This is a genomic window from Flavobacterium sp. FG68 (genome assembly GCF_057808895.1).
Window position 1 is genome coordinate 40,810 of record NZ_JBMDIY010000033.1, and the last position, 25,974, is coordinate 66,783.

Annotated in this window: 26 protein-coding genes and 2 pseudogenes; 13 read left to right on the forward strand and 15 right to left on the reverse strand. The window is 33.0% G+C overall.

All coding sequences use genetic code 11. The features are described from left to right. Window positions 1-59 precede the first annotated feature (59 nt). Both ACODSB_RS18920 and ACODSB_RS18925 read left to right on the forward strand, forming a co-directional pair. Complete coding sequence (locus ACODSB_RS18920) at window positions 60-500, forward strand: DUF6146 family protein (RefSeq protein WP_488938169.1); 441 nt, start codon at window positions 60-62, stop codon at window positions 498-500. Between the two features lie 30 nt (window positions 501-530). Continuing rightward, window positions 531-833 (forward strand): DUF6787 family protein, encoded by a 303-nt coding sequence (locus ACODSB_RS18925; protein ID WP_180861331.1) that lies wholly within the window; start codon window positions 531-533, stop codon window positions 831-833. Window positions 834-835: 2 nt separating this feature from the next. On the opposite strand, the gene ACODSB_RS18930 is transcribed toward ACODSB_RS18925, so the two are convergent. Next, window positions 836-1,132, reverse strand: a complete 297-nt coding sequence (locus tag ACODSB_RS18930; RefSeq protein WP_053473692.1) for a hypothetical protein — start codon at window positions 1,130-1,132, stop codon at window positions 836-838. A 93-nt stretch (window positions 1,133-1,225) separates the two neighbouring features. Further along, window positions 1,226-1,945, reverse strand: coding sequence for a phosphodiester glycosidase family protein (locus ACODSB_RS18935; RefSeq protein ID WP_488938170.1), 720 nt, complete (start codon window positions 1,943-1,945; stop codon window positions 1,226-1,228). A 113-nt stretch (window positions 1,946-2,058) separates the two neighbouring features. Between ACODSB_RS18935 and ACODSB_RS18940 the strand changes: the two are divergent. Both ACODSB_RS18940 and ACODSB_RS18945 read left to right on the forward strand, forming a co-directional pair. Beyond that, window positions 2,059-2,283: pseudogene (locus tag ACODSB_RS18940) on the forward strand (ATP-binding cassette domain-containing protein); the annotation flags it as partial. 204 nt (window positions 2,284-2,487) lie between these two features. Then, a pseudogene (locus ACODSB_RS18945) lies at window positions 2,488-2,937 on the forward strand (ABC transporter ATP-binding protein); the annotation flags it as partial. Here ACODSB_RS18945 and ACODSB_RS18950 read toward each other — a convergent pair. Continuing rightward, window positions 2,927-3,055 carry a hypothetical protein gene (locus ACODSB_RS18950; protein ID WP_488938171.1) on the reverse strand — a complete coding sequence of 43 codons (129 nt, stop codon included), beginning with the start codon at window positions 3,053-3,055 and terminating at the stop codon, window positions 2,927-2,929. The pseudogene ACODSB_RS18945 and the gene ACODSB_RS18950 overlap by 11 nt on opposite strands. A gap of 24 nt (window positions 3,056-3,079) precedes the next feature. Between ACODSB_RS18950 and ACODSB_RS18955 the strand changes: the two genes are divergently transcribed. Beyond that, entirely contained in the window at window positions 3,080-3,844 is a 765-nt protein-coding gene (locus tag ACODSB_RS18955; RefSeq protein WP_488938172.1) for a TIGR02757 family protein, read from the forward strand. A gap of 188 nt (window positions 3,845-4,032) precedes the next feature. Next, a complete protein-coding gene (locus tag ACODSB_RS18960) occupies window positions 4,033-5,385 on the forward strand; it encodes a DEAD/DEAH box helicase (protein ID WP_488938173.1) in 1,353 nt (450 codons plus the stop codon). Between the two features lie 130 nt (window positions 5,386-5,515). Here the strand turns inward: ACODSB_RS18960 and ACODSB_RS18965 are convergent, their stop codons facing one another. Then, complete coding sequence (locus ACODSB_RS18965; protein WP_488938174.1) at window positions 5,516-6,628, reverse strand: lactonase family protein; 1,113 nt, start codon at window positions 6,626-6,628, stop codon at window positions 5,516-5,518. Between the two features lie 268 nt (window positions 6,629-6,896). Here ACODSB_RS18965 and ACODSB_RS18970 point away from each other — a divergent pair, with 268 nt between their 5' ends. The 5 genes from ACODSB_RS18970 (at window position 6,897) to ACODSB_RS18990 (ending at window position 12,503) form a co-directional block, all read left to right on the forward strand. After that, window positions 6,897-8,825, forward strand: coding sequence for a BatA domain-containing protein (locus ACODSB_RS18970; protein WP_488938175.1), 1,929 nt, complete (start codon window positions 6,897-6,899; stop codon window positions 8,823-8,825). 132 nt (window positions 8,826-8,957) lie between these two features. Beyond that, window positions 8,958-10,208, forward strand: coding sequence for a dihydroorotase (locus ACODSB_RS18975; protein WP_488938176.1), 1,251 nt, complete (start codon window positions 8,958-8,960; stop codon window positions 10,206-10,208). A 4-nt stretch (window positions 10,209-10,212) separates the two neighbouring features. Further along, on the forward strand, window positions 10,213-10,539 hold the full coding sequence (locus tag ACODSB_RS18980) for a hypothetical protein (RefSeq protein WP_053473771.1): 327 nt from the start codon (window positions 10,213-10,215) through the stop codon (window positions 10,537-10,539). Between the two features lie 223 nt (window positions 10,540-10,762). Then, window positions 10,763-11,407: an alpha/beta hydrolase gene (locus ACODSB_RS18985; protein WP_488938177.1), complete on the forward strand. Its 645-nt coding sequence runs from the start codon at window positions 10,763-10,765 to the stop codon at window positions 11,405-11,407. A gap of 22 nt (window positions 11,408-11,429) precedes the next feature. After that, window positions 11,430-12,503 (forward strand): acyltransferase family protein, encoded by a 1,074-nt coding sequence (locus ACODSB_RS18990; protein WP_488938178.1) that lies wholly within the window; start codon window positions 11,430-11,432, stop codon window positions 12,501-12,503. Between the two features lie 65 nt (window positions 12,504-12,568). Here ACODSB_RS18990 and ACODSB_RS18995 read toward each other — a convergent pair whose 3' ends face one another. Genes ACODSB_RS18995 through ACODSB_RS19005 form a run of 3 tightly spaced genes read right to left on the reverse strand, consistent with a single transcriptional unit; the run spans window position 12,569 to window position 14,323 of the window. After that, window positions 12,569-12,994: a hypothetical protein gene (locus ACODSB_RS18995; RefSeq protein WP_488938179.1), complete on the reverse strand. Its 426-nt coding sequence runs from the start codon at window positions 12,992-12,994 to the stop codon at window positions 12,569-12,571. A gap of 48 nt (window positions 12,995-13,042) precedes the next feature. Next, window positions 13,043-13,546, reverse strand: coding sequence for a hypothetical protein (locus ACODSB_RS19000; RefSeq protein ID WP_053473699.1), 504 nt, complete (start codon window positions 13,544-13,546; stop codon window positions 13,043-13,045). A gap of 12 nt (window positions 13,547-13,558) precedes the next feature. Next, window positions 13,559-14,323 carry an MBL fold metallo-hydrolase gene (locus ACODSB_RS19005; RefSeq protein ID WP_488938180.1) on the reverse strand — a complete coding sequence of 255 codons (765 nt, stop codon included), beginning with the start codon at window positions 14,321-14,323 and terminating at the stop codon, window positions 13,559-13,561. A gap of 90 nt (window positions 14,324-14,413) precedes the next feature. Here ACODSB_RS19005 and ACODSB_RS19010 point away from each other — a divergent pair, with 90 nt between their 5' ends. Continuing rightward, on the forward strand, window positions 14,414-15,874 hold the full coding sequence (locus ACODSB_RS19010) for a nicotinate-nucleotide adenylyltransferase (RefSeq protein ID WP_053473701.1): 1,461 nt from the start codon (window positions 14,414-14,416) through the stop codon (window positions 15,872-15,874). A 427-nt stretch (window positions 15,875-16,301) separates the two neighbouring features. Here ACODSB_RS19010 and bcp read toward each other — a convergent pair whose 3' ends face one another. Further along, the gene (gene bcp, locus ACODSB_RS19015; RefSeq protein WP_488938181.1) at window positions 16,302-16,754 is read right to left on the reverse strand and encodes a thioredoxin-dependent thiol peroxidase; all 453 of its coding nucleotides are present in this window, start codon (window positions 16,752-16,754) and stop codon (window positions 16,302-16,304) included. Window positions 16,755-16,851: 97 nt separating this feature from the next. Between bcp and ACODSB_RS19020 the strand changes: the two genes are divergently transcribed. Further along, on the forward strand, window positions 16,852-17,508 hold the full coding sequence (locus ACODSB_RS19020; RefSeq protein WP_488938182.1) for an endonuclease III domain-containing protein: 657 nt from the start codon (window positions 16,852-16,854) through the stop codon (window positions 17,506-17,508). A gap of 16 nt (window positions 17,509-17,524) precedes the next feature. Here the strand turns inward: ACODSB_RS19020 and ACODSB_RS19025 are convergent, their stop codons facing one another. From ACODSB_RS19025 to ACODSB_RS19055, 7 genes are all read right to left on the reverse strand, one after another. Then, the gene (locus ACODSB_RS19025) at window positions 17,525-18,589 is read right to left on the reverse strand and encodes a tetratricopeptide repeat protein (protein WP_488938183.1); all 1,065 of its coding nucleotides are present in this window, start codon (window positions 18,587-18,589) and stop codon (window positions 17,525-17,527) included. 620 nt (window positions 18,590-19,209) lie between these two features. Continuing rightward, complete coding sequence (locus ACODSB_RS19030; RefSeq protein ID WP_165590706.1) at window positions 19,210-19,353, reverse strand: hypothetical protein; 144 nt, start codon at window positions 19,351-19,353, stop codon at window positions 19,210-19,212. Between the two features lie 50 nt (window positions 19,354-19,403). After that, window positions 19,404-19,988 (reverse strand): RNA polymerase sigma factor, encoded by a 585-nt coding sequence (locus ACODSB_RS19035; protein ID WP_053473705.1) that lies wholly within the window; start codon window positions 19,986-19,988, stop codon window positions 19,404-19,406. A 312-nt stretch (window positions 19,989-20,300) separates the two neighbouring features. Continuing rightward, on the reverse strand, window positions 20,301-21,059 hold the full coding sequence (locus ACODSB_RS19040) for a glycoside hydrolase family 16 protein (protein WP_488938184.1): 759 nt from the start codon (window positions 21,057-21,059) through the stop codon (window positions 20,301-20,303). A 71-nt stretch (window positions 21,060-21,130) separates the two neighbouring features. Beyond that, window positions 21,131-22,789: a family 16 glycosylhydrolase gene (locus tag ACODSB_RS19045; RefSeq protein ID WP_488938185.1), complete on the reverse strand. Its 1,659-nt coding sequence runs from the start codon at window positions 22,787-22,789 to the stop codon at window positions 21,131-21,133. Between the two features lie 56 nt (window positions 22,790-22,845). Then, on the reverse strand, window positions 22,846-24,453 hold the full coding sequence (locus ACODSB_RS19050; RefSeq protein ID WP_488938186.1) for a hypothetical protein: 1,608 nt from the start codon (window positions 24,451-24,453) through the stop codon (window positions 22,846-22,848). An 11-nt stretch (window positions 24,454-24,464) separates the two neighbouring features. Continuing rightward, window positions 24,465-25,964, reverse strand: a complete 1,500-nt coding sequence (locus ACODSB_RS19055; protein ID WP_488938187.1) for a RagB/SusD family nutrient uptake outer membrane protein — start codon at window positions 25,962-25,964, stop codon at window positions 24,465-24,467. Window positions 25,965-25,974: the final 10 nt, after the last annotated feature.

Consider the following 25,974-nt stretch of genomic DNA (forward strand, 5'->3'; position numbering starts at 1 on the left):
TTTGTTACTTTGAACCTTTGCCTCTGTGAACCTTAAAAAAAATTCGTAACTTTAGGGTTATGAAAAAGTGTATTTCCATATTAATTATAATACTAACAATAATTGCTTGTTCTACGACTTCGCAAAATATTGCTAGTGCAGATACTGCTTCAAACTCAAACAAAAAACTAAACGATACCGTTAGAATTGCAAACGATTCTCTTGAATATGAAGTAATAATTATTGATAACGGTTTTAGTACCTGGCTTCAATCAAGAGCTTATCCTAGAAATTACCATTCATTAGCATATCTTGAAAACAAAAATAACTTGTATGTAACCGAGTGGAACAGCCGCGTTTTGCAGCCACAGCGTTACAGCCCGGATTTGTACGAAATGTCGATTAACTATCGTCCTGACATCCATTACGGATATGAAGTAAACTACTTAATTTACAATTACATGATTTATTTTCAAAATACTTACAAACAAAAACTTTGGGGGTATGTTCCTTCAAGATAATTACTATATTTGTAATCATTACAAATAGCAATGAATAAATTAAAAGAACGCTGGGGAATCACCTCAAATTTACAAGCCATTATAATACTTATCGTTTTTGCCATCACAGGATCGGCTTCTGCCTGGCTGTCTAAACCATTTTGCGTTTGGCTGGGAATCACCAAAGAAGATTTTGGAGGTTGGTTTACCTTAATTCGACTGCTTATAATTTTCCCAATTTATCAGGTTTTATTAGTCGCAATAGGAACCGTGTTTGGGCAATTTAAATTCTTTTGGAACTTCGAAAAGAAAATGCTCAAAAACATGGGATTAGGATTTTTATTTAAAAACTAAATTTATTCTCTCACTCTCTCACTGGAAAAGAAATAAGTATAAATCCAGGTCAGTGTAAAAGAAGGAATGATATCCGTAAACGGAATTACTTCTTCAATAAAAGTTAAAACGCTGGCAACCTTTCCTACTCTGCCTTTATACATTCTGGTCATAATTATAGCCGCGATTGGCGCCCAAATTACATCTGAAAATTCACCAAGAAGCGGAATCGAAAAAGAAATCATACCAATTCCGTCCAAAATTAAACCAATAATTAATTTTGACATTCTATTGTCATCTACAACTTTTAGGTCTTGCATTTTAAGTTTGATTTGAGTTTGTTCCGAAATTAAAAATAATTCATCAAATTCATTTTATTTGAATATTAAATTTAATTTCAAAATTTCCACCTTTTAATTATTTCTTGTCACAGCAAATAACGCACCAAAATCTCCATCGGTTTGAATCCAGTTTTGCGATGGAAGATACGCACGCGAAACAAATCCGTCAAGGTAAAGCGCGTTTTTGCAACCCAAAGTTTTAAAATAATTAGCAAAATCATAGAAGTTAACCTCTTTCTTAGACAACACAAAAACTACATTTCCATTAGGCAAAATGCCAACTCCGTTCCTAATATTTAGATTTTTCGATCCTTCTTTAAAAGCTTGATGAATCTGACCATCAATAACTAACATGGGACCAGATTGTGTCGCAAATTCAATTTCTTTATTATTCTTGAAATTTTCCGTCGTACAAATTACCGCAGTTTTTTTAGTTGTAATAAAAAATACACCATTCGGTTTTAAATAAAAATTTCCATCAGCTTTTATGGTATCTAAAGGAGATAACACTTTTTGCTTTTCAATATAAAGTCCTTGCGGAGAATGATCTGCCTTATACATTCCTGCATTCATGGCAAAATCTAATTTAAGATTTTTTGAAGCAGTCCAAAGTTTAAGATTCTCTATACTTTCAAACCGCTTTCCTTTTTCATCTTTCCAAAACAATCTTAAATGCTGCTGTTTAACATCAACTTTATAAGTTAAAAATAAATCATCGGAATATTGTTCAGCACTAACAAAAACAGCAGCAAGCCCAATTATAAATACAAACAGAACTATTTTTAATTTCATTTTTCAAATATTGAATTACTAAAAGTAAACGTAAAATTACTTCATAAAATTCTGTTACAACACATTTTTATATCGATAGATTCTTCGTTTCTTTGTAAAAACAGTTTCACTAAATGATACACGCAAAAAACATACATAAATTCTACGACAAACTTGAAGTTTTAAAAGGAGTTGATTTACATATTAAGAAAGGCGAAATTGTTTCGATTGTTGGGGCTTCTGGTGCCGGAAAAACAACTTTACTTCAAATTCTGGGAACTTTAGACACACCCGAAAGAAACTCAGAATCATCATTAACCATTAATGGTGAAAATATTTTGAAACTGCAGGATATTGAAAATGATAATTCAAAAGAAGAAAAAACATTTAAAATAGTAACCTGGTCAGGCTCAATTTATATTATATTACTAGCAGTTTTTTTATTGTTTTTTAGGACTAAAATATTAGATGAAACATTACGATCAACAACAATTAGTATATTGTGTTTACCAATACTTTTAATGTTTATTTACTACAACAGGTATTTTAAAAAGAAAAGCAAACAGGACAAAATATTATCTGAATTTAGAAATTTAAATCTCGGATTCATTTTCCAGTTTCACCAATTATTACCGGAGTTCACAGCTTTAGAAAATGTTTGCATTCCTGCATTTATAGCCAATAAACCAAAAGCACAAACCGAAAAAGAAGCTAAAAAAATTCTGGAATATCTAGGTTTATCACACAGAATTCATCACAAACCAAACGAGCTTTCGGGCGGAGAACAGCAGCGTGTTGCCGTTGCAAGAGCCTTAATCAACAAACCCGACGTGATTTTTGCAGATGAACCATCTGGAAATCTCGATACACATTCTGCCGAAAATTTACATCAATTGTTTTTCCAGCTTCGTGACGAATTCGGGCAGACTTTTGTAATTGTAACCCACAACGAAGAATTAGCCAATATGGCCGACAGAAAATTAATTATGGTCGACGGTCAAATTAGTAATTAATATTTATAGGAGCTATTTCCTGCTGTCCGCTATATTCCCGATAAACAAAAACTACGGCTAAAAAGCCTTGTTTTTCTAAATCGGGAGATGCCGCTCCCATCAGGGCTAGGACACTCAAATAAACAAGAACATTTCATTTCAAATGAATCAAAAAGAACTCAAAGAATTTCTCGACGAAAAAGTCATTCAATATAACAATCAGGATTTTATCGAAAGTGATCCTGTGCAGATTCCGCATTTGTTTTCTCAAAAAGAAGATATCGAAATTGCAGGATTCTTAAGCGCATCAATCGCTTGGGGAAATCGTAAAATGATTATCAAGAATTCGCATAAAATGATGGAATTAATGGGCAATACGCCTTATGATTTCGTCATGTCGCATTCCGAAGATAATTTAGCTGACTTAGAAAACTTCGTTCACCGAACTTTCAACGGAAAAGATTTCGGCGGATTCATTAAAGGTTTACAGCACATTTACAAAAACCACAACGGACTAGAAGCTGTTTTTGCCAAAAATCAGGAAAAAGACAGTCTGCAGAAAAGCATAAGCGAGTTCAAAAAGATCTTTTTCGAAATCGATCATTTAGCACGAACTCAAAAACATATTTCAGATCCTCTGAATAATTCTGCTGCAAAACGCATCAACATGTATTTACGCTGGATGGTTCGCCAAGACATAAAAGGCGTCGATTTAGGAATCTGGAAAACTATTTCAGCTTCTGCATTATCATGTCCGCTTGATGTACATTCCGGAAATGTTGCCCGCAAATTAGGAATTCTTTCGCGAAAGCAAAATGATGCAAAAGCTTTATTGGAATTAGATACACAACTTCGTAAAATGGACGCTGCAGATCCTGTAAAATACGATTTTGCTTTATTTGGTTTAGGTGTTTTTGAAGGGTTTTAGAATTTAAAATCGTAGATTTTATTTGAGTTTTACGCTGTCAGGCTGAGCGAAGTCGAAGCCCTCATTCCAATTGGAATGCTCTTCGACTTCGCTCAGAGGGATAATCTAAGTAACAATACAACATCTAAAATTACAAAATCAACAAAAAACCATCATTTTAACGTACATTTGCACAAAATTTAATGCAAATGAGCACTTTCGAAAAATTCAATCTCCCAAAATCATTACAAAAAGCTGTTGACGAATTAGGCTTTGTTACGCCTACTCCTATTCAGGAAAAATCTTTCTCTGTAATCATGTCTGGACGCGATATGATGGGAATTGCGCAAACCGGAACCGGTAAAACATTTGCCTATTTACTGCCTCTTTTAAAGCTTTATAAGTTTACTAATACCAATACACCAAAAATTGTTGTACTTGTTCCAACCCGTGAATTAGTTGTTCAGGTTGTTGAAGAAGTCGAGAAATTAACCACATACATGTCGGTTAAAACATTGGGTATTTATGGAGGTGTAAACATCAATACACAAAAAAAAGCCGTTTACGAAGGTGTCGACATTTTAGTTGGAACTCCGGGTCGTACAATGGATCTAGCACTTGACGCTGTTGTTCGTTTTGATGAAACTCAAAAGTTAGTAATCGACGAATTTGACGAAATGCTGAATCTAGGTTTCAGACCACAGCTGACTTCACTTTTAGCAATGATGAAAACCAAACGTCAAAATATATTATTCTCTGCAACAATGACAGATGAAGTTGATGATATATTAAACGATTATTTTGATTTCCCTGAAGAAGTTACGCTTGCAGCATCTGGAACACCGCTTGAAAAAATTACTCAGGTTACATACAACGTTCCAAACTTCAATACAAAAGTAAATCTGCTGAAACATTTATTGCAAAACGACGAAAGCATGGATCGTGTTTTGGTTTTCGTAAACAATAAAAAGATTTCGGATATGCTGCACACACGCATTGAAGAAGATTTTGAAGGTCAGTTTGGCGTAATTCACTCAAATAAATCTCAAAATTACCGTTTGAGTACAATGGCAGAATTTCAGGAAGGAAATCTTCGCGGTTTAATCACAACCGATATTATGGCGAGAGGTTTGGATATTTCTAATATCTCTCACGTAATTAACTTCGAACTTCCGGAAGAACCAGAATTATACATGCACAGAATTGGTCGTACAGGTCGTGCAGATGCAACTGGAACAGCCATTAGTTTTGTAACGCCAAGGGAAGAAGAATTTAAAATTGAAGTCGAAGTTTTAATGAACCAGGAACTTGATATTACTGATTTTCCAGAAGAAGTTGAAGTTTCAACAAAATTAATCGAGCCTGAAAAAGACAAACAGCCTATTAAGTTTTTAATGAAAAAAGTAAAACTCGAAGGAGACGGAGCTTTTCATGAAAAATCTAAAAAGAATAAAAAAGTAAATTTAGGAGGCCCTTCAAAAACAAAAAAGAAAACCCACGGTTCTGTCAATCGAAATATGTTGAAAACGAGAGATAAGAAGAGGAAAGACAACAATAAATAAATTTTTAGATTCTAAGGTTCTAAGTTACTAAGATTCTAAGTTTTTTTTTAATTAAAAAGGCTCAATAATACAAGTATTATTGAGCCTTTTATCTTAGTGTCTTAGCATCTTAGAACCTTAGCAACTTAGATTAAATTTTCGTAAAAACCAACCCTACAGGCGAACACAATTGAATTCGTTTTCCTGTATCTGTAATTTTTCCTGTTGCGATATCTCTTTTAAAAATAACAATGTCATTTGTGTACTGATGACCAACTAAAAGGTAATTTCCTGTTGGGTCAATAGAAAAATCTCTTGGGCCTTTTCCTAAAGTACTTTGCTGTTCTACTAATTCAATACTTCCGTTTTTAAGGATTTTATATACTGAAATTGCATTAGCATCTACACGGTCTGAAACATATAAAAAGTTTCCGTCAGGTGAGATTTTTATGGCTGCTGCGCCAGTTCCGCCTTTAAAACCTTTTGGTAAAATGCTGGTTTCGGCAATTACTTTTAAACTTCCGGTTTTATCGTAGCTAAAAGTTGTCAGCGTACCATCTAATTCCTGAACTAAATAAACAAATTTTCCGTCTTTGCTAAAAGTCAAATGTCTTGGCCCGCTTCCCGGTTTAACATCAACACTTCCTTTTAAAGTCAGAATTTCGTTTTTAGAAGCAGGATTGTATTTGTAAATAAACACTTTATCTAAACCTAAATCATTAGAAAGTACAAACTTTTTATCTGGAGAAAAAACCACCATGTGCACATGCGCTTTTTCCTGACGTGCCGCGTTTGGCCCTTTTCCTTCGTGCTGAATCAATTGTTGTACTTCAGAAATACTTCCGTCAGTATTCTTTTTATAAACTACAATATTTCCGCCTGAATAATTGGCCACAATTACATTTTTATCATCATTTATCAAATGACAAGGATCTGCTCCTAAAGCATCATTTTTATTCAAAAAATTAATTTTTCCTGATGGAGAATCATATCCAAATGCACTTACCGTACTTTGTGTTCCGTTTTCGTTTACCGCATAAATAAATTTATTATCTGCCGAAACCGATAAATAACTCGGGCTCACTACATTTTCAGAAGAACTTTTAAGTTTAAAATCGCCCGTATTTGCATCAAATTCATAAACATAAATTCCGTTACTCTGGCATGTATTCGTATAAGTTCCAACTAAAAGGTTAAATTTATTTTGAGCTTTTGCAGTGGTTAATGCGAAAGCTGAAAATAATATTAGAGATATTTTTTTCATAGTTTGTTTTTTTGAATACGCTAAAATACGCAATAATATCTTTTAGATCATTACAAATAAAACCAGAAAAGTTACATTTTTCAAAAAGGTTTTTCACCATATAAGTCATATAAGTTCATTTAATAAAAACGTATTACCTCCTGCTTATAATCTCTTATATAACTTATATGGTTTAACTAAATATTGCCTATCTGGTTTAATTAAAAATTTGTATTTTTGACCAGCATCTTCGTGAAAAATAAAAGTAGCGAAGTAAATCGAAGCCAGAATGCACTTTAAACATCCCGAAATTCTATACTTTCTTTTTTTATTGATTGTTCCAATTTTGGTTCACTTATTTCAATTACGAAGATTTAAAACCTCTTATTTTACCAATGTTCGTTTCCTAAAAGAACTGGCAATTCAGACTCGTAAAAGCTCAAAAATCAAAAAACGATTATTGCTTGCTACTCGTCTTTTATTGCTTACGTGTGCTATTATAGCTTTTGCACAGCCTTTTTTTGAAGCCAAAGACAGCAAGAATGCTTCAAACGAAATGTATATTATTTTAGATAATTCGTTTAGTATGCAGGCAAAAGGCAAAAAAGGAGAATTGCTAAAACGTGCCGTTCAGGAATTACTGGAAAATACGCCCGAAACAGCTCAATTTTCGTTACTGACAAACACAGAAAATTATTGGAATACCGATATAAAATCATCTAAAACTGCTTTACAGAATTTAAAATACAGTGCAACACCTTTTGAACTTTCGTCAATTATGGCAAAAGTAAAAGCGCATAAATCGGCACATAAAAAAGATATTATCATTATTTCTGATGCTGTTGGTTTAACTGAAAATGATATTAAAAATATTGATTCTGAAGAAAAACCCTATTTCATTATTCCCGAAGCTGAGCAAAAAAATAATGTTTCTATTGACAGCGTTTACATCAATCAGACTTTAGAAAATTTCTACGAAATAAGCGTTAATCTTTCAGGTTATGGAGAAGATTTTAAACCAATTTCGACCGCTTTGTACAATGAAAACAAACTGATTGCCAAAACTATTATCAATTTTGATGCTAAGAAAAAGAAAATTAACTTCACGATTCCAAAAGAAGCTTTTCATGGTTATGTTTCTATCGAAGACAACGGTTTGAGTTATGATAACAAATTGTTTTTCAGCATTTCTAAAAACAAAAAAACAAACGTAATCAGCATTGGTGAGCCTGAAAAAAGTAATTTCTTATCAAGGATTTACACTGCTGCTGAATTCAATTATAATAATTACTCCATCAGTTCTTTAGATTATAATAGTTTAGAAAAACAAAATACAATAATCTTAAACGAATTAGTTGAAATTCCGCAGGCTTTGCAAACAACATTAAAAGCGTTTGTTTCTAAAGGCGGAAATTTAGTTGTGATTCCTTCTGAAAAAAGTTCGATTTCAAATTTAAATTCTTTTTTAGGGAATTTCGGAAAAGTGCAGTTTAACAATCTTAAAACAGAAAGTAAACTCATTACCAAAATTAATTTCGATCATCCTTTATTTTCGGGAGTTTTTGAAAATAAAATCACGAATTTCCAATATCCAAAAACAAGCAGTGCATTTGATATTTCAAGTCCATATCCGGCCGTTTTATCTTATGAAGATCAAAGTACATTTGTAACGGCAATTCAAAATCCGACGGCTGGAATTACTATATTTTCGGCACCAATAAATGCCGCGAATTCAAACTTTCAGCAATCACCTTTAATTGTTCCGTTGTTTTATAAAATGGCGCAGAACAATCAAAAAACAGGTGTAAATGCTTTAACTATTGGAAATAATCAACCTTATTTTGTTGATGTTTTATTGACTAAAGATGCAATTCTGGAAGTAAAAGGAACCGAAGATTCATTTATTCCGATTCAGCAGATTTTGAATAATAAAGTCAAACTAACTTTTAATGATTTCCCGGAAACAGCTGGAAATTACAGCATTTTTGACAAAAAAGAATGGGTTGAGAATTTGAGTTTCAATTACAAAAGAACCGAAAGTGATTTGAGTCAGGTAAATACAAATGTTGTTTCTGATTTTAAAACCGCCGATACGATTTCGACCATTTTTAACACCTTACAAACTGAGCGAACTGACAGCCAAATTTGGAAATGGTTTGTTATCTTTGCACTGTTATTTTTAGCATTAGAAATGGCGGTTATAAAATTTGTGAAGTAATTTTTTCACCATTAAGACATTAAGAATATTAAGTTTTTCCTTTATTAACTTCATTTCTTAATGGTTCAGAAAATTAAGTTTTAATGTTTTAAAATAATTTCATTCTTTCAATTAAAATAAATTTCTCTACATATGAAAATAATCATCAAAAGCGCCAAAATTATCGACTCAAAAAGTCCGTTTCATAACCAGACCGTTGATCTTTTAATTGCAGATGGTTTAATTGAAAAAATAGGAGTTTCTCTTCCAAATGATGATGCAGAAGTAGTAAGATTTGACGATCTTCATGTTTCTCAAGGCTGGTTTGACAGCAGTGTTTCTCTTGGAGAACCTGGTTACGAAGACAGGGAAACTATTGCAAACGGATTAAATGTTGCAGCAAAAAGCGGGTTTACAGCAATTGCTTTACAGCCGAACTCCTTCCCAATTATTGACAATCAATCTCAGGTCAATTTTGTAAAAAATAAAGCAAATGGTTTTGCAACAGAAATTTTTCCAATCGGCGCTTTAACAAAAGCTAGCGAAGGAAAAGATATGGCCGAACTTTATGACATGAAAAAAGCCGGAGCAATAGCTTTTGGAGATTATAACAAAAGTATTGACAATGCTAATTTGTTAAAAATTGCTTTGCAATATGTTCAGGATTTTGATGGTTTGGTAATTACTTATTCGCAAGATCCAAACCTAAAAGGAAACGGCGTTGCCAATGAAGGAATCGTTTCGACAAGATTAGGTTTGAAAGGAATTCCAAATCTAGCCGAAGAACTTCAAATATCAAGAAACTTATTTTTACTGGAATATACTGGTGGAAAACTTCATATTCCGACGATTTCTACAGCAAAATCGGTTCAATTAATTAGAGAAGCTAAAGCAAAATGTTTAAATGTTACGACAAGTGTTTCTGTACATCATTTGGTTTTAACCGATGAAAAACTAGATGGTTTTGACACGCGTTTTAAAGTGACTCCGCCATTACGAACTGAAGTTGACAGACAGGCTTTACTAAACGGAATTGCGGATGGAACTATCGATACCATTACATCAGACCATAATCCGATTGATATTGAATTCAAGAAAATGGAATTTGATACGGCAAAAAACGGAACAATAGGGCTTGAAAGTGCTTTTGGCGCATTATTAACGGTTTTACCGCTAGAAACTGTGATTGCAAAACTAACTTCAGGAAGAACTGTTTTTGGTCTTGAAAACAATACAATTGAAGAAGGTGCTAAAGCTAACTTTACTTTCTTTACTCCGGAAGGAAAATCAACTTTTACGAAAGAAAAAATTCTTTCAAAATCTAAAAATTCTGCTTTTTTAGGAACTGAACTTAAAGGTTCTGTGTACGGAATTTTAAATCAAAATCAACTTGTTACAAAATAATACAATGAACAATACAATCGAAGAAGGAAAATCAATTGCAATTACCAGTTACATTTTAATTATTGGCGTTTTGATAGCAATGTCTATGAATTCTGAAAATAAAAATAGTTTTGCGTCTTTTCATATTCGTCAGGCTTTAGGTTTATCGCTGACATTTATTTCTTTTGGGGCTATAATCAGTAATTTTGACAGCTTTTTTATCACTTTCCCAATGTGGATTTGTATTTCAATTCTTTGGACATATGGAATCTTCACTGCTATTCAAGGCCAAATGAAACCGATTCCTTTAGTTGGAAATGTATTTCAAAAATGGTTTAAATCTATAGGTTAGGGAAATTCCGAATTTTTGAAATCCAAAAAAAAGAAATCCGTTGAAATCAGCGTTTTCGCTTTAGCGAATCTTGTTTTATCAGCGTATAAATTTTGAACACGGATGACGCAGATTTGCAAGCAAAAACGCGAATAAAAAACAGATTTTTCATAATAACATCATCCACAAACTTTGCCAAAGTTAAAAATTGAACACTAAAAACCGAACACTGAACACTAAAAAAATGAATCTATCTTTAGAATATAAAATACAAGAGCCAAAAGTAATTTTAGATAAAAATCCGTTATTGCTTTTATTACATGGATACGGCAGTAACGAAGCTGATTTATTTTCTTTTGCTTCTGAACTTCCTGATAATTATTATATTATTTCGGCCAGAGCACCTTATGATTTGCAATATGGCGCTTACGCTTGGTACGCCATCAATTTTGATGCAGATCAAAATAAATTTTCTGATAACGAACAAGCTAAAACTTCGAGAGACGTAATTGCTTCTTTTATTGATGAATTAGTTGCAAATTATCTAATAGATGCCAATAACGTAACTTTAATTGGATTTAGTCAGGGATCTATTTTGAGTTATTCTGCTGCGCTTTCGTATCCTGAAAAAATTCAGAGAGTTGTGGCAATGAGTGGTTATTTTAATGAAGAAATTATTAAAGAAGGTTTTGAGAAAAACGACTTCAAAAACTTAAAAATATTCGCTTCTCACGGAACTGTAGATCAGGTTATTCCAATAGAATGGGCGAGAAAAACTCCTGCAATTTTAGAAAAATTAAACATTCCGGTTACTTATAAAGAATATCCTGTTGGTCACGGAGTTGCTCCTCAGAATTTCTTTGATTTTAAGAATTGGCTGGCTCTTTAATTTTTTATAAGGATCTAAGTCGATGAAAATAACCTGGTTTTTAAACAAAGAAAACAACAATTTAGATCTAATTAGAATCTTATTAGCTTGTATTGTTATTGTAGGTCATACAATTCCATTAAATGGGGAAACGCCTTATTGGACTGATCCTTTAAGTTTTTTTTTACCGGTAACGTATTCTGGTGCACTTGCTGTAAAACTTTTCTTTTTTATAAGTGGACTAGTTGTCACAAATAGTTATTTAAAAAATGACAGTTTTGTGTATTTTACCATATCCAGAGTATTTAGGATTTTACCCGCTTTACTGTTTCTTTTACTGATTACTGTCTTTATAATTGGGCCAATCTTTACCAATGTTAGCATTTCAAAGTATTTTTCAGACTTAAGCAACTTTAAATATATTATAAGAAACCTCCTTTTTCAAACCAAGTATATACTGACTGGGGTTTTTAATAATAATTTATATAAGGATATTGTTAATGGTTCTTTGTGGAGTTTGCGATATGAAGTAAGATGCTACTTTTTTTTGATGTGTGCTTTTTTACTTTTTAAAAATAAAAGAACAGCTATTTTCAATGTTATATTTATAGCAATTTTTGTTGAAAGTTTTTTGCCGACCCATATTATTTTGGGCAGACTAAGTACTAATCCTGAAATTTATTACCTACCTTTTTCTTTTGCTTATGGTGTTTTTATTGCAATAAATCAGAACAAATTTGTAATAAACTTACCAATAGTTGTACTATCTTTTTTGGTGTATTTTCTATTTAAAAACAATCATGCAGAAGAATTATTTTTAATAATTGCTTTTTGTAATTCAATCATCTTTATTTCTTCCAGAAAATTTATTTTAAACTTTAAACCTAAGCATGACATTTCATATGGAATATATCTTTGGGGCTTTTTGATACAACAAATAGTTTATTTTATTTTCGGAAAAATATACGCTGGATTACATTTCTTAATAGCTTCTATCGTATCAATTTTAATTGCTTATATTTCATTTATATTGATTGAAAAACCATCTATGTTATTAGGCAAACAAATTTTAACTTTTGTAAATTTAAGAATGAACGAGGTTAAAAAAAAGAACTAGTTTTTATAGTGATCAGTCTCAGTTTTCAGTCTTGAACTGTAACTGAGACTGGACTGGATACTAAATTATTCTCCTGTATAAATAATCTTCCCAGCTTTTTTCAAAACATATCCTTTCCAGGGAATTAATTGATAGTCATCTTTATTCCAAGAATCCCCTTCTGATTTTCTTTCTAAAATAATGGATTCTTTCTGAGTGTCGAGAAAAAGCTCTGCTTTGTTTCCATCAAAAATTACATAGGCAGCGGTTGTATACGTTTTACCTGTTTCTTCTGTATGTGATAGTTTTGTTCCTTCAAAAATTCGGATACATTCTTTTTTAAGAGTTGACCAGGTGTAACCTGCGGAAGCTTTACATCCATGTGCATCAGAGTCTCCTCCAACTAGTTTCTTTTCTTGCGGTTCTTTAACGTTTGTATTTTCCTGAGAAACTTTTTTTGCACAAGAAAATGTCGCAGCTGCGATAATCGTAAACAAAAACATCTTTTTCATAAATCCTATATTTTAATGTTGGGTCAAAAAAAATAGGATTATAAAATCCTATTTTTGATATAACCAAGTTTGATTTACTTCAAAGGTAATATTATCATTGTTATCAACAAAGTATTTTAACAAGACTTCTCCCCATAATTCTCCATTACTGTAATCTGCAATGATCCAGCGGTGGTTTAAAATTTTTACTTTATTGATGATAAATTTATTTGGACCTATTTGATCTTGTCCTGTGTATGGGTTTCCTTTTGGATTTGCATTGAAATCTAAAAGTTTTTCGGTTACAACCGGGATTAGTTTTTCAAATAAAATTACTTTTCCGCCAGAAGCACTATTGTCAAAATAGTTTTGTGCATTTTCATTGTGTTCTAAAGAAAAATAATCTGCATCGGCTAATTTAGCTGACACTAAATTGATACTGTCTCTTAGCTTTTTAGTTGTTTTCTCATATCTTTCTTCACCAAATTGCACTTCTCGGCTATAAAACATATAAGTAAAAACATTCATTAATATCGCAAGGATAAAAAGGTAAAGCATTAAGGATTTTTTCATTTTGTGGTATAATTAAATTGTAATTTCTAAATTATCATAGGCCAGATAAACGTTTTCAGGAAGTTGTTTCTGTACTTCTTCGTGAAATCCTAATACGTGGCTGATGTGTGTTAAATAAGCTTTTTCAGGTTTTACCAAATTGATAAAATCAAGCGCTTCCTGCAGGTTAAAATGTGTATCATGCGGTTCAACACGCAAAGCATTTACAACCAAAACTTTTAAACCTTTAAGTTTATCAATTTCAGCTTGTTCGATTGTTTTGACATCAGTTAGGTAAGCAAAATCATCGATTCTATATCCAAAAACTTGTAAATCACCGTGCATGGCGTTTATTGGAATTGCAATTTTATCTCCAGCTGCAAAAGGTTCGTTGTTTTTGACTTCAATAGTTTTTACACTTGGAGCGCCCGGATATTTATTTACGGTTTCAAAAACATAATCAAAACGTCGTCTTAAATTATCAAGCACGCGTTTATGTCCGTAAATAGGAATTTCGCCTTGTCTGAAATTATAAGGACGAATATCATCTAAACCGGCAGTATGATCTGCGTGTTCATGTGTAAATAAAATGGCGTCGAGTTTACGGCATCCACAGGAAAGCATTTGCTGTCTGAAATCAGGGCCGCAATCGATTACAAATGAGTGCTCGTCCCATGTAATCCAGATGGATACGCGGAGCCTTTTGTCCTTAGCATCAGTGCTTTTACAAACGGGATGATCGATTCCGATAATCGGAATACCTTGAGAAGTACCAGTACCTAAAAAATAGACCTTCAATTGAACTTAATTTTTTTACAAAAATAGGATTATTTCTCTTTCATTAGAACCCTAATTTACTAACTTTGTAACAAATCTATTTAAAATAAAATGGGTACAGAAATAAAACTCAAAGGTGACAAGGTCATCGAACAGATTCCTTCTATAAAAGACAAAGCTTTACGCATTAATTTAAACGAGAATATTTACGGAACATTTGCTGAAATTGGCGCTGGACAAGAAACAGTTAGACATTTTTTCAGATCCGGAGGTTCTTCTGGAACGATTGCAAAAGCGATGTCGGCTTATGATAAAGATTTTAGTGATGCTGTTTACGGGATTGAAAGTGACGGAAGATACGTTACCGAAAACAGACTTAAAAAAATGCTTACGTTTGAAGGAGAATTGATCGAAGAACGTTTGAGCAGAGAAAAACACCCCAATAAACTTTTCTTCAGCTACGCTAATACAGTAGCAACAATAGATTTTGCCAAACAGTTTAAAGGACACGGCTGGGTTGGAATTCGATACCAGATTGAACCAGACGAGGCATATAACGAAATTATTCTTCATATTCGTTTTAAAGAAACTGATGCCAGATTACAACAAGAAACACTAGGGATTTTAGGTGTAAATTTAATTTACGGTGCTTTCTATAAATATAATGACCCAAAACGTTTACTGCGCTATTTATATGATCACTTAGATAAAGATCAATTAGAGATCGATACAATCAATTTTTCGGGACCTCGTTTTGCTGATGTTGACAATCGTTTGATGAGTTTACAATTGGTTAAAAACGGAATGACTGATGCCGTAATGTTTAATCCGGAAGGAAAAAATGTTTTACCGGCGGCTGTTTTATACAAAAAGAATCTTCTTGCTTTTAGAGGAAGTTTCCGTCCGGTTACAAATGTGAATCTTGACATGTATGAGAAATCATTAAAAATGTTTCTCGGGGAAAATAAAGTAGATAAGGACAATACATTAGTAGTTTTTGAAATTACACTTTCAAATTTACGTTCGGATGGTGAGATTGATGAGCGTGATTTTATGGACAGAGCCGAATTACTTTGTTCGCTTGGTCAAACGGTTATGATTTCGAATTTCCAGGAATATTATAAAGTTGTGGAGTATTTCTCTAATTATACCAAAGCCCGTATGGGATTAGCAATGGGTGTAAACAATCTTGTTGATATTTTTGATGAGAAATACTATCGCCATTTAAGTGGTGGAATCCTTGAAGCTTTCGGAAAATTATTCTACCGTGATATGAAAGTATTCTTGTACCCAATGTTAGGGGATAATGGCGAAGTTATTACTTCTGACAACCTGAAAGTTCATCCTAGAATGAAAGAATTGTATAAATTCTTTAAATTCAACGGTAAAGTTGTTGACATTAAAGATTACAACCCAAACATACTAAATGTCTTCTCTCGCGAGGTACTAAAAATGATTGGTCAAGGAAAAACTGGCTGGGAACCAATGCTTCCTTCTGGAGTTGCCGAAATTATAAAAGAACATCATCTTTTTGGATATCATCCGCAGAAAGAACTAGAGCAAAAAGCTTAATATAAAAAGTCCCTTAATTTGGGACTTTTTTTTGTTTCAGGTTTTCTTTGTTTCAGGTTTCAGGTTGTTTTGCGTATAATTTTAACGCAAAGCACGCTAAGATTTTACGCAAAGTGCACTAAGTTTTTTTATATAGATGGCATTTACAATGCATAAAGTTCGCAAAGCTTTGAGTTGATTAAGTTTCGTAAACTTTGTGTTTAATTTTAACGCAAAGCACGCTAAGGTTTTTTATATAGATGGCATTTACAATGCATAAAGTTCGCAAAGCTTTGTGTCGTTTAGCTTTGCGAACTTTACTTTTTTTATAAAAAACTTACATATAAAACCTTAGCGTATTTTGCGTAAAACCTTAGCGTGCTTTGCGTTAAAATCACACGCCACGATTACAACATGAAACTTGAAACCTCAAACTTGAAACAAAAAACTATTTCAAAATCTGTGCTGCGTGTTCTTTTGTTTTTACATTTTCGATTACTTCTTCGATGATTCCTTTTTCGTTGATTACGAAAGTGGTTCTGTTGATTCCGTCATATTCTCTTCCCATGAACTTTTTTGGTCCCCAAACACCAAAAGCATTTATTACTGATTTATCTTCATCGGCTAATAATGGAAATGGTAATTCGTATTTTTCTTTGAATTTGGTTTGCGCCTTTTGACTATCAGCACTTACGCCAAGAAGTTCGTAATTACTAGCTTGGAAACGATGAAAATTATCTCTTAAGTCACAGGCTTCGGCTGTACAGCCCGGCGTACTTGCTTTTGGATAAAAGAAAACTACTAATTTTTTTCCGGTATAATCTGCCAGTTTATGTGTATTTCCGTCTTGGTCTGTTCCTGAAAAGTTTGGTGCTTTATCTCCGGCTTTTAATGTTGTCATATTTTTTTATTTAGATTTCAGATTGTTGATTTTAGATTTAAAACAAAGATAGCTTATAAGTTATAAATCGCTATTTTTACACTTTAAAATTACGGAAATGAATAAAGAAGCACGAGTACAATTTGTTATAAATACGTTAAAAGAACTCTACCCTACTATACCAGTCCCGCTTGATCACAAAGACCCATATACCTTATTAATCGCTGTTTTACTTTCGGCACAATGTACAGATGTTCGTGTAAACCAGATTACGCCGCTTTTGTTTGCAAAAGCAGATAATCCGTATGACATGGTGAAGATGTCTGTGGAAGAAATTAAGGAAATTATCCGTCCGTGTGGTTTATCGCCAATGAAATCTAAGGGAATTCATGGTTTGTCTGAAATTTTAATTGAAAAATATAACGGTCAAGTTCCGCAGAGTTTTGAAGCACTTGAATCTTTGCCCGCTGTTGGGCATAAAACGGCAAGTGTTGTTATGTCTCAGGCTTTTGGAGTTCCGGCTTTTCCGGTTGATACACATATTCACAGACTAATGTACAGATGGAATCTTTCGAATGGAAAAAATGTTGCTCAAACTGAAAAAGATGCCAAAAGATTATTTCCGAGAGATACATGGAATGATCTGCATTTACAGATTATTTGGTACGGACGTGAATACTCGCCTGCAAGAGGCTGGAGTTTAGAAAAAGATATTATTACGAGAACTATTGGTAAAAAATCTATGATAGAAGAAGCTGCTAAAAAGAAAGTTTAGCAGCTTCTTTTTTATTTTACATACTGCTTTTTAAGGCATTGTATTCATTTGTCATATCAAGCGATCGATATACTCCCAAAAGTGTTTTTGTAGCTTCTGGATTCTTTGGTTCAATAATAAGCGCTTGTTTTAGATACGGGATTGCACTGCGGGCAATATCATCTTTTTTAGCATTTAGTTTGTCATATTTTTGCATTTCAGACGGTGACGTTCCTAAAGAAGCTATTTCATCGGCTAAATCTTTTTTGACCTGCAGTTTTAAATACGCCATATTTATATACGCATCCAGGTAATTAGGGTTAAGTTCCAAGACATAATTATAAACTGCTTCGGCTTTAGGATAATCTTTTTTCTCTAAATAAGCGTAAGCTAAATTACTGTTAACTTCTATTTTTTTTGAAGGAACTAATTCATTTCTTGGTCTTTCATAAAATCCTTGTTCTATAGCTGATTCTCTGGCTTTTGTAGAAACAAAAAAATCTTCTTCTTTTGTTTTCTTGTTTGTAGCATAATACATCATCCTCTTTCCGGAAAAATTTATCTTCTTTAAGATTTCATAATATTTTACTGCCGACTCATAATCCTTAGCATTTATAGAAGATGCTGCGGCGTTAAATAAGTTCAATGTGTCTTTTTTATCAAACAAATAAACTTTATAACTTTTCTCTGCACTTTCTTTAAATTTTCCAGCATTAAAATCGGTCATTGCACCATTAACAAGAGTAGATTTCATAGCTTTTAAAGCTGCATTTGCTTTAACTGTAAATTTAAACTTTCCTGATTCGTTTTCATACAAAAACACATCCTGATAAGCTTGTGAGGCCAATGTAAAATTATTAGCTGCATCTATATTTTTTCCAGCTAAATCCTTATATACATTTCCTTTTAAAAAATAATAATCAGATTTGGCTTCATCTGATGCGTTAAGAATAAGATATTCTGTTTTGTTTAAAATCGCCAATGCTTCCTCGCTTTTTCCTTTATCGTATAAAGACTGCGCTTCTTTTATTTGATCATTTTGAGCAAATGCTGCGACATTTATCAATAACAGGATTGATAACATCTTTAGGTTCGTTTTCATATTTCGGTTGGGTTTTGGTTGTTAAAATAGATTTAGTTTTTTGAATGAATTTTGCTGCAAAACTGATAGTAGAGCACTTCAGCCTGCGTTTAAATGAAAAAATAAGATTTAGAGATCAAAATTGCCATAAGTCTCTAAATTTAATTTCTCAAAAAAATCAAACTTCTTAGTAAAGAACTAAGGCGTATAACAAACAAAATGAAATAAGGCAGAGTAGTTTTTTTTCATAGGTTTTTGGTTATTGGTTGGACAAATTAGGGTGATTGGAATGTTTTAATACGAAAAATTCTTATGTTTTTATGAAATAATAATTATTTTTTAACTAAAATAAAATTAATTATTGAATAAAGAAATATTTTGACTAAAAATATTGAATTTTAACAAAAACATAATTTTAAATCAAAATCATATTCAAGGGTAAAATGAAGAATTAATAAGTGATTGGAAAAATCTGTTCTGGAAAAACACACAGTTGAATTTATCATAATAAAGTAAAATTCAGGATTTAAGACAATAAAAAAACTCACTATCTGTATTTGCATACAAATAGTGAGCTTTCAACCAAAACGACCATTTGGTTTTTCTTTCGAAATAAACATCCGACCAAAGCAGCGGGCTGTTTAATTAGCTATAATCTCAAAATTTTTATCTTCAATTTTCACAACCGTTAAGGCTTGTGAATAACTTAGTAAAAAAGAAATTACTTCTTTTTTAGGTTTCAAATCTTTAGAAGCTAACGCTTTTTTTGAGTAAATTTTCGCCATACTGTGTAAATGTTTTATAATAGTATAACGGGCTAATATTCAAAATAGTATTAGTTGGTTAAAATAATTTGATGTTTGTCAATTATTTTTCTCAAATTCATAAGCGCATAACGCATTCTTCCCAATGCAGTATTGATGCTTACATCTGTTAATTCTGATATTTCTTTGAAACTCATATCCTGATACATTCTCATTACCAGTACTTCTTTCTGATCTTCAGGAAGTTCTTCGATTAACCTTTTTAAGTCAACCTCAACTTGATCTACAATCATTCTGCTTTCAACATTTAATGAATCGTCAGACATGATAGAGAAGATTGAGAACTCTTCGGTTTCTCTGTACATTGGCATTTTTTTGGTTTTGCGAAAGTGGTCCACAATTAAGTTATGAGAAATACGCATTACCCATGGAAGAAATTTACCTTCTTCGTTATAGGAATTACTTTTTAAGGTTTTGATTACTTTAATAAAAGTATCTTGAAAAATATCATTTGAAATGTCTCTATCAGCAATCTTAGAATATATAAATCCATATATTTTAGATTCGTGCCTTTTTATTAATGTTGCAAGAGCAGCTTCACTGCCTTCAACATAATTTTTTACTAATAGAGCGTCTGGAATTTGCAGATCAGCCATAATACTACTTTTTTAGTTTTAATAATTTGGAGTAATTTTTCTAAAAAGTAATTTTATTTTATAGGCGTGATCTTTTTTGAGTTATGTTAATTATTGTGACCAAATTTAACAAATATTTATTTTAAAAAGCAAACAAAAACAATAATAATTAACATTAAATCGTTAAGTTTTTTGCTGCAGAGGCTATTTTTGATAAAAATAGTTAAAAAAATGCTGTTAAAAACGTTTTAAAAAACAAGTGTAAATAACTTAAAATTAAGTATTTAAGCTATTTACACCTGCTTTTTGAGTAAAATTTAATTCTATATTTTTTTATTGATAAACACGTACGTAATCGACGTAATATTTTTGAGGAAGTACAGAATCATCTACTTCAGGGCCTCCAAAATTACCTCCAATAGCTAAATTTACGATAATATAAAATGGTTTATCAAAGGGCCATGTATCTTCATTTTTAACTTCAGGATTGAAAGTATAAACTAAAGTCGAATCCACAAAAAAGGCGATTTTATCTTTATCCCATTCAATGGCATATACATGATAACCTTCTTCAATATTTGGAAATTCAGTTCTTTTGGTATTAATCGTATTTCCGTGGCTGTCCTGCGTATGAAGGGTTGTATAAACCATATGTGGATCTCTTCCTATATATTCTAAAATATCAATTTCTCCTGTTTTAGGCCATTTAACCTCGTCAATATTGGCGCCTAACATCCAGAAAGCAGGCCACAAACCGTGTCCAACAGGAAGTTTTGCCCTTGCTTCGATTCTGCCGTATTTAAATTGTTTTTTTCCTTTGGTTGTAATTTTTGTCGAGGTATATTTTTCTCCTTCTTTTCTGGCTTCAATAACTAAATTTCCATCTTTAAATTCGTGGTTGGTTTTAGTATAGATTTGTCTTTCATTGTTTCCATAACCGCACAAATTTGGACAGCCGTCCCCAAGTTCGAAATTCCAGACTTTTTCATTTAATTTTTTAGCATTGAAATTTTCTTCCCAGACCAGTTTCCTCTTTGTTTCCTGCGCATATGAAACACTGCAGATTAACAATAGTAAAATTATTTTATTCATAGTATAATTTTAAAATTAAGAAGGCCAGCCGAAGCTGACCTTCTAGAATTACTAATTAATTAACTCATATTCTATTGATAAATTCTCACGTAATCAATCTCCATAGAAGACTGTGTGAAAGCTCCATCAATATTACCGCCTAGATTACCTCCCATTGCTACGTTTAAAATCAAGAAAAAGTCGCTGTTAAAAGGCAATGAACCATCGTTTGGAACTGAATGAAGTAAATCATCGTCTACATAAGTTTTTACTGATGCAGGGCTCCATACTAATTTATAAACATGGAATTCTGTTGAAACGTTGGTGTATGTTTTTGATGCTGTATTACCATTTCCACCTGAATGTCCAGGATAATGAAGCGTACTCAAAATCACATTTTGATTGTTACCCACGTGTTCCATGATGTCTATTTCTCCACAGGCAGGCCAAGGTTTTGTAGCATAATTTTGTCCAAGCATCCAGATTGCAGGCCAAGTTCCTGCTCCACTTGGAAGTTTAGCTTTAACCTCAACTTTTCCATATGTAAAAGCAAATTTAGCATCTGATTTTAATCTTGCTGATGAATAATCTGCACCTCCAGAAGCTTCTTTTTTAGCTGTAATAACTAAATTACCTCCTTGTACTTTTACGTTTGTTGCTGAATTGGTATAATTTTGTTTTTCATTATTTCCCCAGCCGTTATCTCCTCTTCCTAAATCATAATTCCATTTTGTCGCATCTGGCGCTCCATCAGTATTGAACTCGTCAGACCAAACCAGATTTGTATAATCTGTTGTTGGATTTTGATTAGGTTTTGTGGTAGTAAAAATATGATACCAAGCTAATGCAGGATTTCCTCCCATTACGGCTCTTACAACCATTCTGTTTGCTGTGATTGACAAGATTTCGTATGAACTCTGACCAATATAGTACCCCATAAATCCACCGTCAGAGAAGTTCAACATTGTTCCTCTTGTTTGTGTTGCATGATTTGGATTTTTGGTCACTACAGATTCTGATGGGCTTAATGAAACTGTTTTAACACCACTTGTATTATAAGTTAAACAAGCATCATCTGGTCCACTTCCTCCTCCTACGCTTGCAAAAGCTGCGTTAAAGAATGTTGCTCCACCGTTGTTTAATTCAAATTTCAATTGATCTCCGTCTTTTGAGAAAGTCAATTCGTTTTCGTATAAACAGCTGCTTGCCGGCGATGCTGCTTTTTCAAACGGCCCTGCCATATAGTAGTTTGCATAGTAGTTTTTAGTCGCATCGGCATCGTTTTGACCAACTCCTAAGTGTCCTGCTTCTGAAGCTGACCAGTACCATTTTTTAGATGAACCACCTGTTAAGAAGGCTACGGCTTCATCATCACTAAAGTTACTTAATACTGTAACCTCTAGTGTTGTGTTTGATGCTACACCGCCTCTTCCGTTTGCAATTACTGTAACAGTATAAGTATTTACGCCTGTTTTTGTGAAACGTTTTGTAAAAATACCGCTTGGAGAAGTTTCAGATGTTCCATCGCTAAAAACATATTTAAACGAAACAGCATTATCTGCTTTTGCAGTCAATTTTACCGTTCCTGATCCGTCTCCGTTTGGAGCATCAGCAGTTTTTCCTATAATTTCAGCTGTTACCTGTATATTAGAGGGCGCCGCCAAATCGCCAAAAGCAAAATCATCTTTTTGACAACTTATTGCTAACAGCAGAGCAAAAAGTAATACGAAGTATTTATTATATTTTTTCATTTTGTTATTTTTTATAAAATGTAAATTCATTTTAATCGATTAATAAGGTTCATTTTTTATTTATGAAAATAAACGTTATCAATATATATGGTATGACTTCCGGTTGGTGTTCCAGAATAAATAAGCTGTGCAATATGAGCTCTGGTTGTTAATCCTGTAAAATCACTTAAAGGAATATCCAGACTTACCCATTGTCCTTGTGCCGGAGCGGTAAATTTAAGTTCGTGTTCTTTATCATCTCCTCCTCCATTGTAAACTCCATTAGCTCCAAAATCAACTAATTTGATTCTGAATTCTGTAAAATCTGAAGACCACACATCTACGTGGAAATGTGTCATTCCGGTTGCATCAATTGTTGTAACTGGCTCAATACCCACAAAATTTAAATCTGAGTATTTTTTAACTGCATTTCCTGCAACAGCTGTTTCTTCTAATGTTGCTGCAGACCAATCTGTACGCCATGTTTGAATGGCAATATTTGAATATGCATCACTAAATAATGAAATAACATTTGCTGCCGGTACAGCTGGCGTTGGTGCTGCTGTGCTTAATGTTTCGACGTCTTTATAGAAATAAATATTATCTATAAATACAGTTCCTCCAGCCCAAGGTGTTCCCACAAATTTCAATTGGAAAATATCGGCTACCGTTAATCCCTGACTTGTAAATGCCGAAATTGGAATATCAATACTTGTCCATTGATTTGCAGTAAGATCTTTTACAACTGGTTTTTCTCCATTTGTTTTACTAATTAATGAAGTTTCGATTTTTTGTAAATCTGCTGTCCAAACATCCATGTGAATGTAATCCATTCCAGAAACATCAACTGTAACATTATCTGCTAGAGCAATTCCCTGGTAGCTTAATTTGATATAGTTCAACATTTTGTCGCCATTCAAATCAAATTCTGTCCAGCTGCTTCCTTGTCCTGCTTGTCCCCAATCTGGGAAATAGTTTGTTCCGGCAACATTTGTGTATTTAGAACCGTAAATAGAAATCACGTTTCCTGCTGCTCTGTTTGGCGGAGTTGGTGCCGAAGTTGTTGGATTAAGAACTAATTTTGCTTCAAATTCCTGAGATTTTTCAGTTGTTTTAATTGCAGCACTTTTTGAAACTACACGAATTGTGTAAACTCCAGCCGCTTGGTACGTATATGAAACTGATTCTCCATTATTAGCCGAAATTGGATCTGGTTTTCCTGCTTCTCCAAAATAAACATCATAAAACAAGGCAAAATCTGCTGTTGCTTTTACGGTTACTTTTTTAGAAACTGATAAATCGTTTGTTATTACTACTACTAAATTTTCTGGAGCTTTAAACGAAACTAAAACTTCTTGTGTTACTTCAGTCTTTTTTCCTGTAATTCCCATTGCAATAATTTTGCTTTGGTAAGTTCCTTCTTTATAAACGTGTGTTACAGTTCCTCCAGAAGGAAAATAATCAGATTCTGGCGATCCGTCTCCGTAATTTATTTTGTATTGTGTTACTCCTTCTCCTTTTGGTAAAAAAGTTACTTTACCGGAGTTATCCTGAGTTACAGTGGTCAAAGCAGATATGTTTGATGGTGCGCTTACACCTTCTAAATCAATATTGCTGTCATCGCTTGAACAGCTAAAGAATAGCGCTAAAACGACAAGACTTAATATATAATGTAATTTTTTCATAATAGTATTTTTTAATATCCAGGATTTTGCGACCAGTTACCGTTTGCGAATTGAATTTCTTCGATTGGAAGTGGAAATAATTCGTTTTTGTTTGCTTTAAATCCAGGAATTGTTCCAACAGCTTTGCCAGTTCTTACTAAATCAAAGAAACGATGTCCTTCTCCAAAAAGTTCTACTCTTCTTTCTGCCCAGATAAAATCTGTAAGAGCAGCTCCAGAAGCCGTTACGTTATGGTTATTATCTCCAAATGCACGCGCTCTAACAAGGTTTAAATATGTTCTTGCTTTTGCGTCATCAATTGCACCTCTGTTGTAAGCTTCTGCAGCCATTAAAAGAACGTCTGCATAACGAATTGATCTGTAATTATTTGGATTTGTTAAATTCAAATCTCCCTGTGCATTTGAGCTTCTTTTTCTTGGAATATATTTTCTGTTGAAGAAACCTGTATCTTCATTTCCTTTTCCATAGCTAACTCCTTTTCCTCCATCATAATTAGAGTTTGCAGCAGCAAAAGCAGCGATGTCTAAAATGGCTACATCTTTACGTCTGTCTCCTACTTCAAAAGCATCTGCACTTTCCTGAGTTGGTATATTAAAACTAAATCCTGAAGAGAAAAGTGGTCCTGAAAAATTTCTTACACCGCTAAAACCTACAGCTACGTTACCTTCACTACATTGCAAACATCCAAATCCTGCTCCTTCAATATCTGTATATTGTACTTCAAAAACAGATTCTGCTCCGTTTTCTCCGTCCATTTCAAATATTGAATTATAATCTGTTACTAAAGAATATTTTCCTGAAGTAATTACAGATTCTAGTACCGCTGCTGCCTGCGTAAATTTATTTTGATATAAATAAGCTTTTCCTAATAATGCCTGAGCGGCAGTTTTAGTGGCACGCCCTTTTTGAGAAGCATTTGGCGCTAAATTAGCAGATGCGAAAATTAAATCAGCTTCAATCGAAGCATACACTTCCTGAACTGATGAACGCGGTATCTTTTTTTCATCTCCAAGTTTAAATCTCGCATCGCCTTTCATTGGTATACCGCCAAACCATTTCACTAATTCAAACTGGTAATATGCTCTAAGAAAACGCGCTTCGGCAATAACTTGGGTTTTCTCGGGAAAATCTGTTTTATCTTGAAATTCAAGAATATAATTAGCTCTTTGAACTCCTGCAAACATCCAGTTCCAGATATCTCTTAAGTTACTGTTTACCGGAGTATGAATCATATCATCAATTTGCTGCCATCCAATAACATCTGTTGGACTTTCTCCTCCTGCTAATGTATTATCTGAAGCAATTTCTCCCAATATAACATTTGCATATGAAGATTGAAGCAAATCGTAAGCAGCAACCAAAGCCTGATCGTAATCTGATTTTGAATTAAAATAGTTTTCAGAATCGATAGAATATTCTGGTTTAGGATCTACAAACTCATCCGAACATGAAATACACAAGGTCGAAAACAGAGTAAGAGATATAACGGTTGTAAATAAATATTTTTTCATTTTAATTGAA

Bases quoted from the DNA above. Each gene is read 5' to 3' on its own strand.
- ACODSB_RS18920 (WP_488938169.1), top strand. From the start codon at position 60: ATGAAAAAGTGTATTTCCATATTAATTATAATACTAACAATAATTGCT.
- ACODSB_RS18925 (WP_180861331.1), top strand. From the start codon at position 531: ATGAATAAATTAAAAGAACGCTGGGGAATCACCTCAAATTTACAAGCC.
- ACODSB_RS18930 (WP_053473692.1), bottom strand. From the start codon at position 1,132: ATGCAAGACCTAAAAGTTGTAGATGACAATAGAATGTCAAAATTAATT.
- ACODSB_RS18935 (WP_488938170.1), bottom strand. From the start codon at position 1,945: ATGAAATTAAAAATAGTTCTGTTTGTATTTATAATTGGGCTTGCTGCT.
- ACODSB_RS18955 (WP_488938172.1), top strand. From the start codon at position 3,080: ATGAATCAAAAAGAACTCAAAGAATTTCTCGACGAAAAAGTCATTCAA.
- ACODSB_RS18960 (WP_488938173.1), top strand. From the start codon at position 4,033: ATGAGCACTTTCGAAAAATTCAATCTCCCAAAATCATTACAAAAAGCT.
- ACODSB_RS18965 (WP_488938174.1), bottom strand. From the start codon at position 6,628: ATGAAAAAAATATCTCTAATATTATTTTCAGCTTTCGCATTAACCACT.
- ACODSB_RS18970 (WP_488938175.1), top strand. From the start codon at position 6,897: ATGCACTTTAAACATCCCGAAATTCTATACTTTCTTTTTTTATTGATT.
- ACODSB_RS18975 (WP_488938176.1), top strand. From the start codon at position 8,958: ATGAAAATAATCATCAAAAGCGCCAAAATTATCGACTCAAAAAGTCCG.
- ACODSB_RS18980 (WP_053473771.1), top strand. From the start codon at position 10,213: ATGAACAATACAATCGAAGAAGGAAAATCAATTGCAATTACCAGTTAC.
- ACODSB_RS18985 (WP_488938177.1), top strand. From the start codon at position 10,763: ATGAATCTATCTTTAGAATATAAAATACAAGAGCCAAAAGTAATTTTA.
- ACODSB_RS18990 (WP_488938178.1), top strand. From the start codon at position 11,430: ATGAAAATAACCTGGTTTTTAAACAAAGAAAACAACAATTTAGATCTA.
- ACODSB_RS18995 (WP_488938179.1), bottom strand. From the start codon at position 12,994: ATGAAAAAGATGTTTTTGTTTACGATTATCGCAGCTGCGACATTTTCT.
- ACODSB_RS19000 (WP_053473699.1), bottom strand. From the start codon at position 13,546: ATGAAAAAATCCTTAATGCTTTACCTTTTTATCCTTGCGATATTAATG.
- ACODSB_RS19010 (WP_053473701.1), top strand. From the start codon at position 14,414: ATGGGTACAGAAATAAAACTCAAAGGTGACAAGGTCATCGAACAGATT.
- bcp (WP_488938181.1), bottom strand. From the start codon at position 16,754: ATGACAACATTAAAAGCCGGAGATAAAGCACCAAACTTTTCAGGAACA.
- ACODSB_RS19020 (WP_488938182.1), top strand. From the start codon at position 16,852: ATGAATAAAGAAGCACGAGTACAATTTGTTATAAATACGTTAAAAGAA.
- ACODSB_RS19025 (WP_488938183.1), bottom strand. From the start codon at position 18,589: ATGAAAACGAACCTAAAGATGTTATCAATCCTGTTATTGATAAATGTC.
- ACODSB_RS19030 (WP_165590706.1), bottom strand. From the start codon at position 19,353: ATGGCGAAAATTTACTCAAAAAAAGCGTTAGCTTCTAAAGATTTGAAA.
- ACODSB_RS19035 (WP_053473705.1), bottom strand. From the start codon at position 19,988: ATGGCTGATCTGCAAATTCCAGACGCTCTATTAGTAAAAAATTATGTT.
- ACODSB_RS19040 (WP_488938184.1), bottom strand. From the start codon at position 21,059: ATGAATAAAATAATTTTACTATTGTTAATCTGCAGTGTTTCATATGCG.
- ACODSB_RS19045 (WP_488938185.1), bottom strand. From the start codon at position 22,789: ATGAAAAAATATAATAAATACTTCGTATTACTTTTTGCTCTGCTGTTA.
- ACODSB_RS19050 (WP_488938186.1), bottom strand. From the start codon at position 24,453: ATGAAAAAATTACATTATATATTAAGTCTTGTCGTTTTAGCGCTATTC.
- ACODSB_RS19055 (WP_488938187.1), bottom strand. From the start codon at position 25,964: ATGAAAAAATATTTATTTACAACCGTTATATCTCTTACTCTGTTTTCG.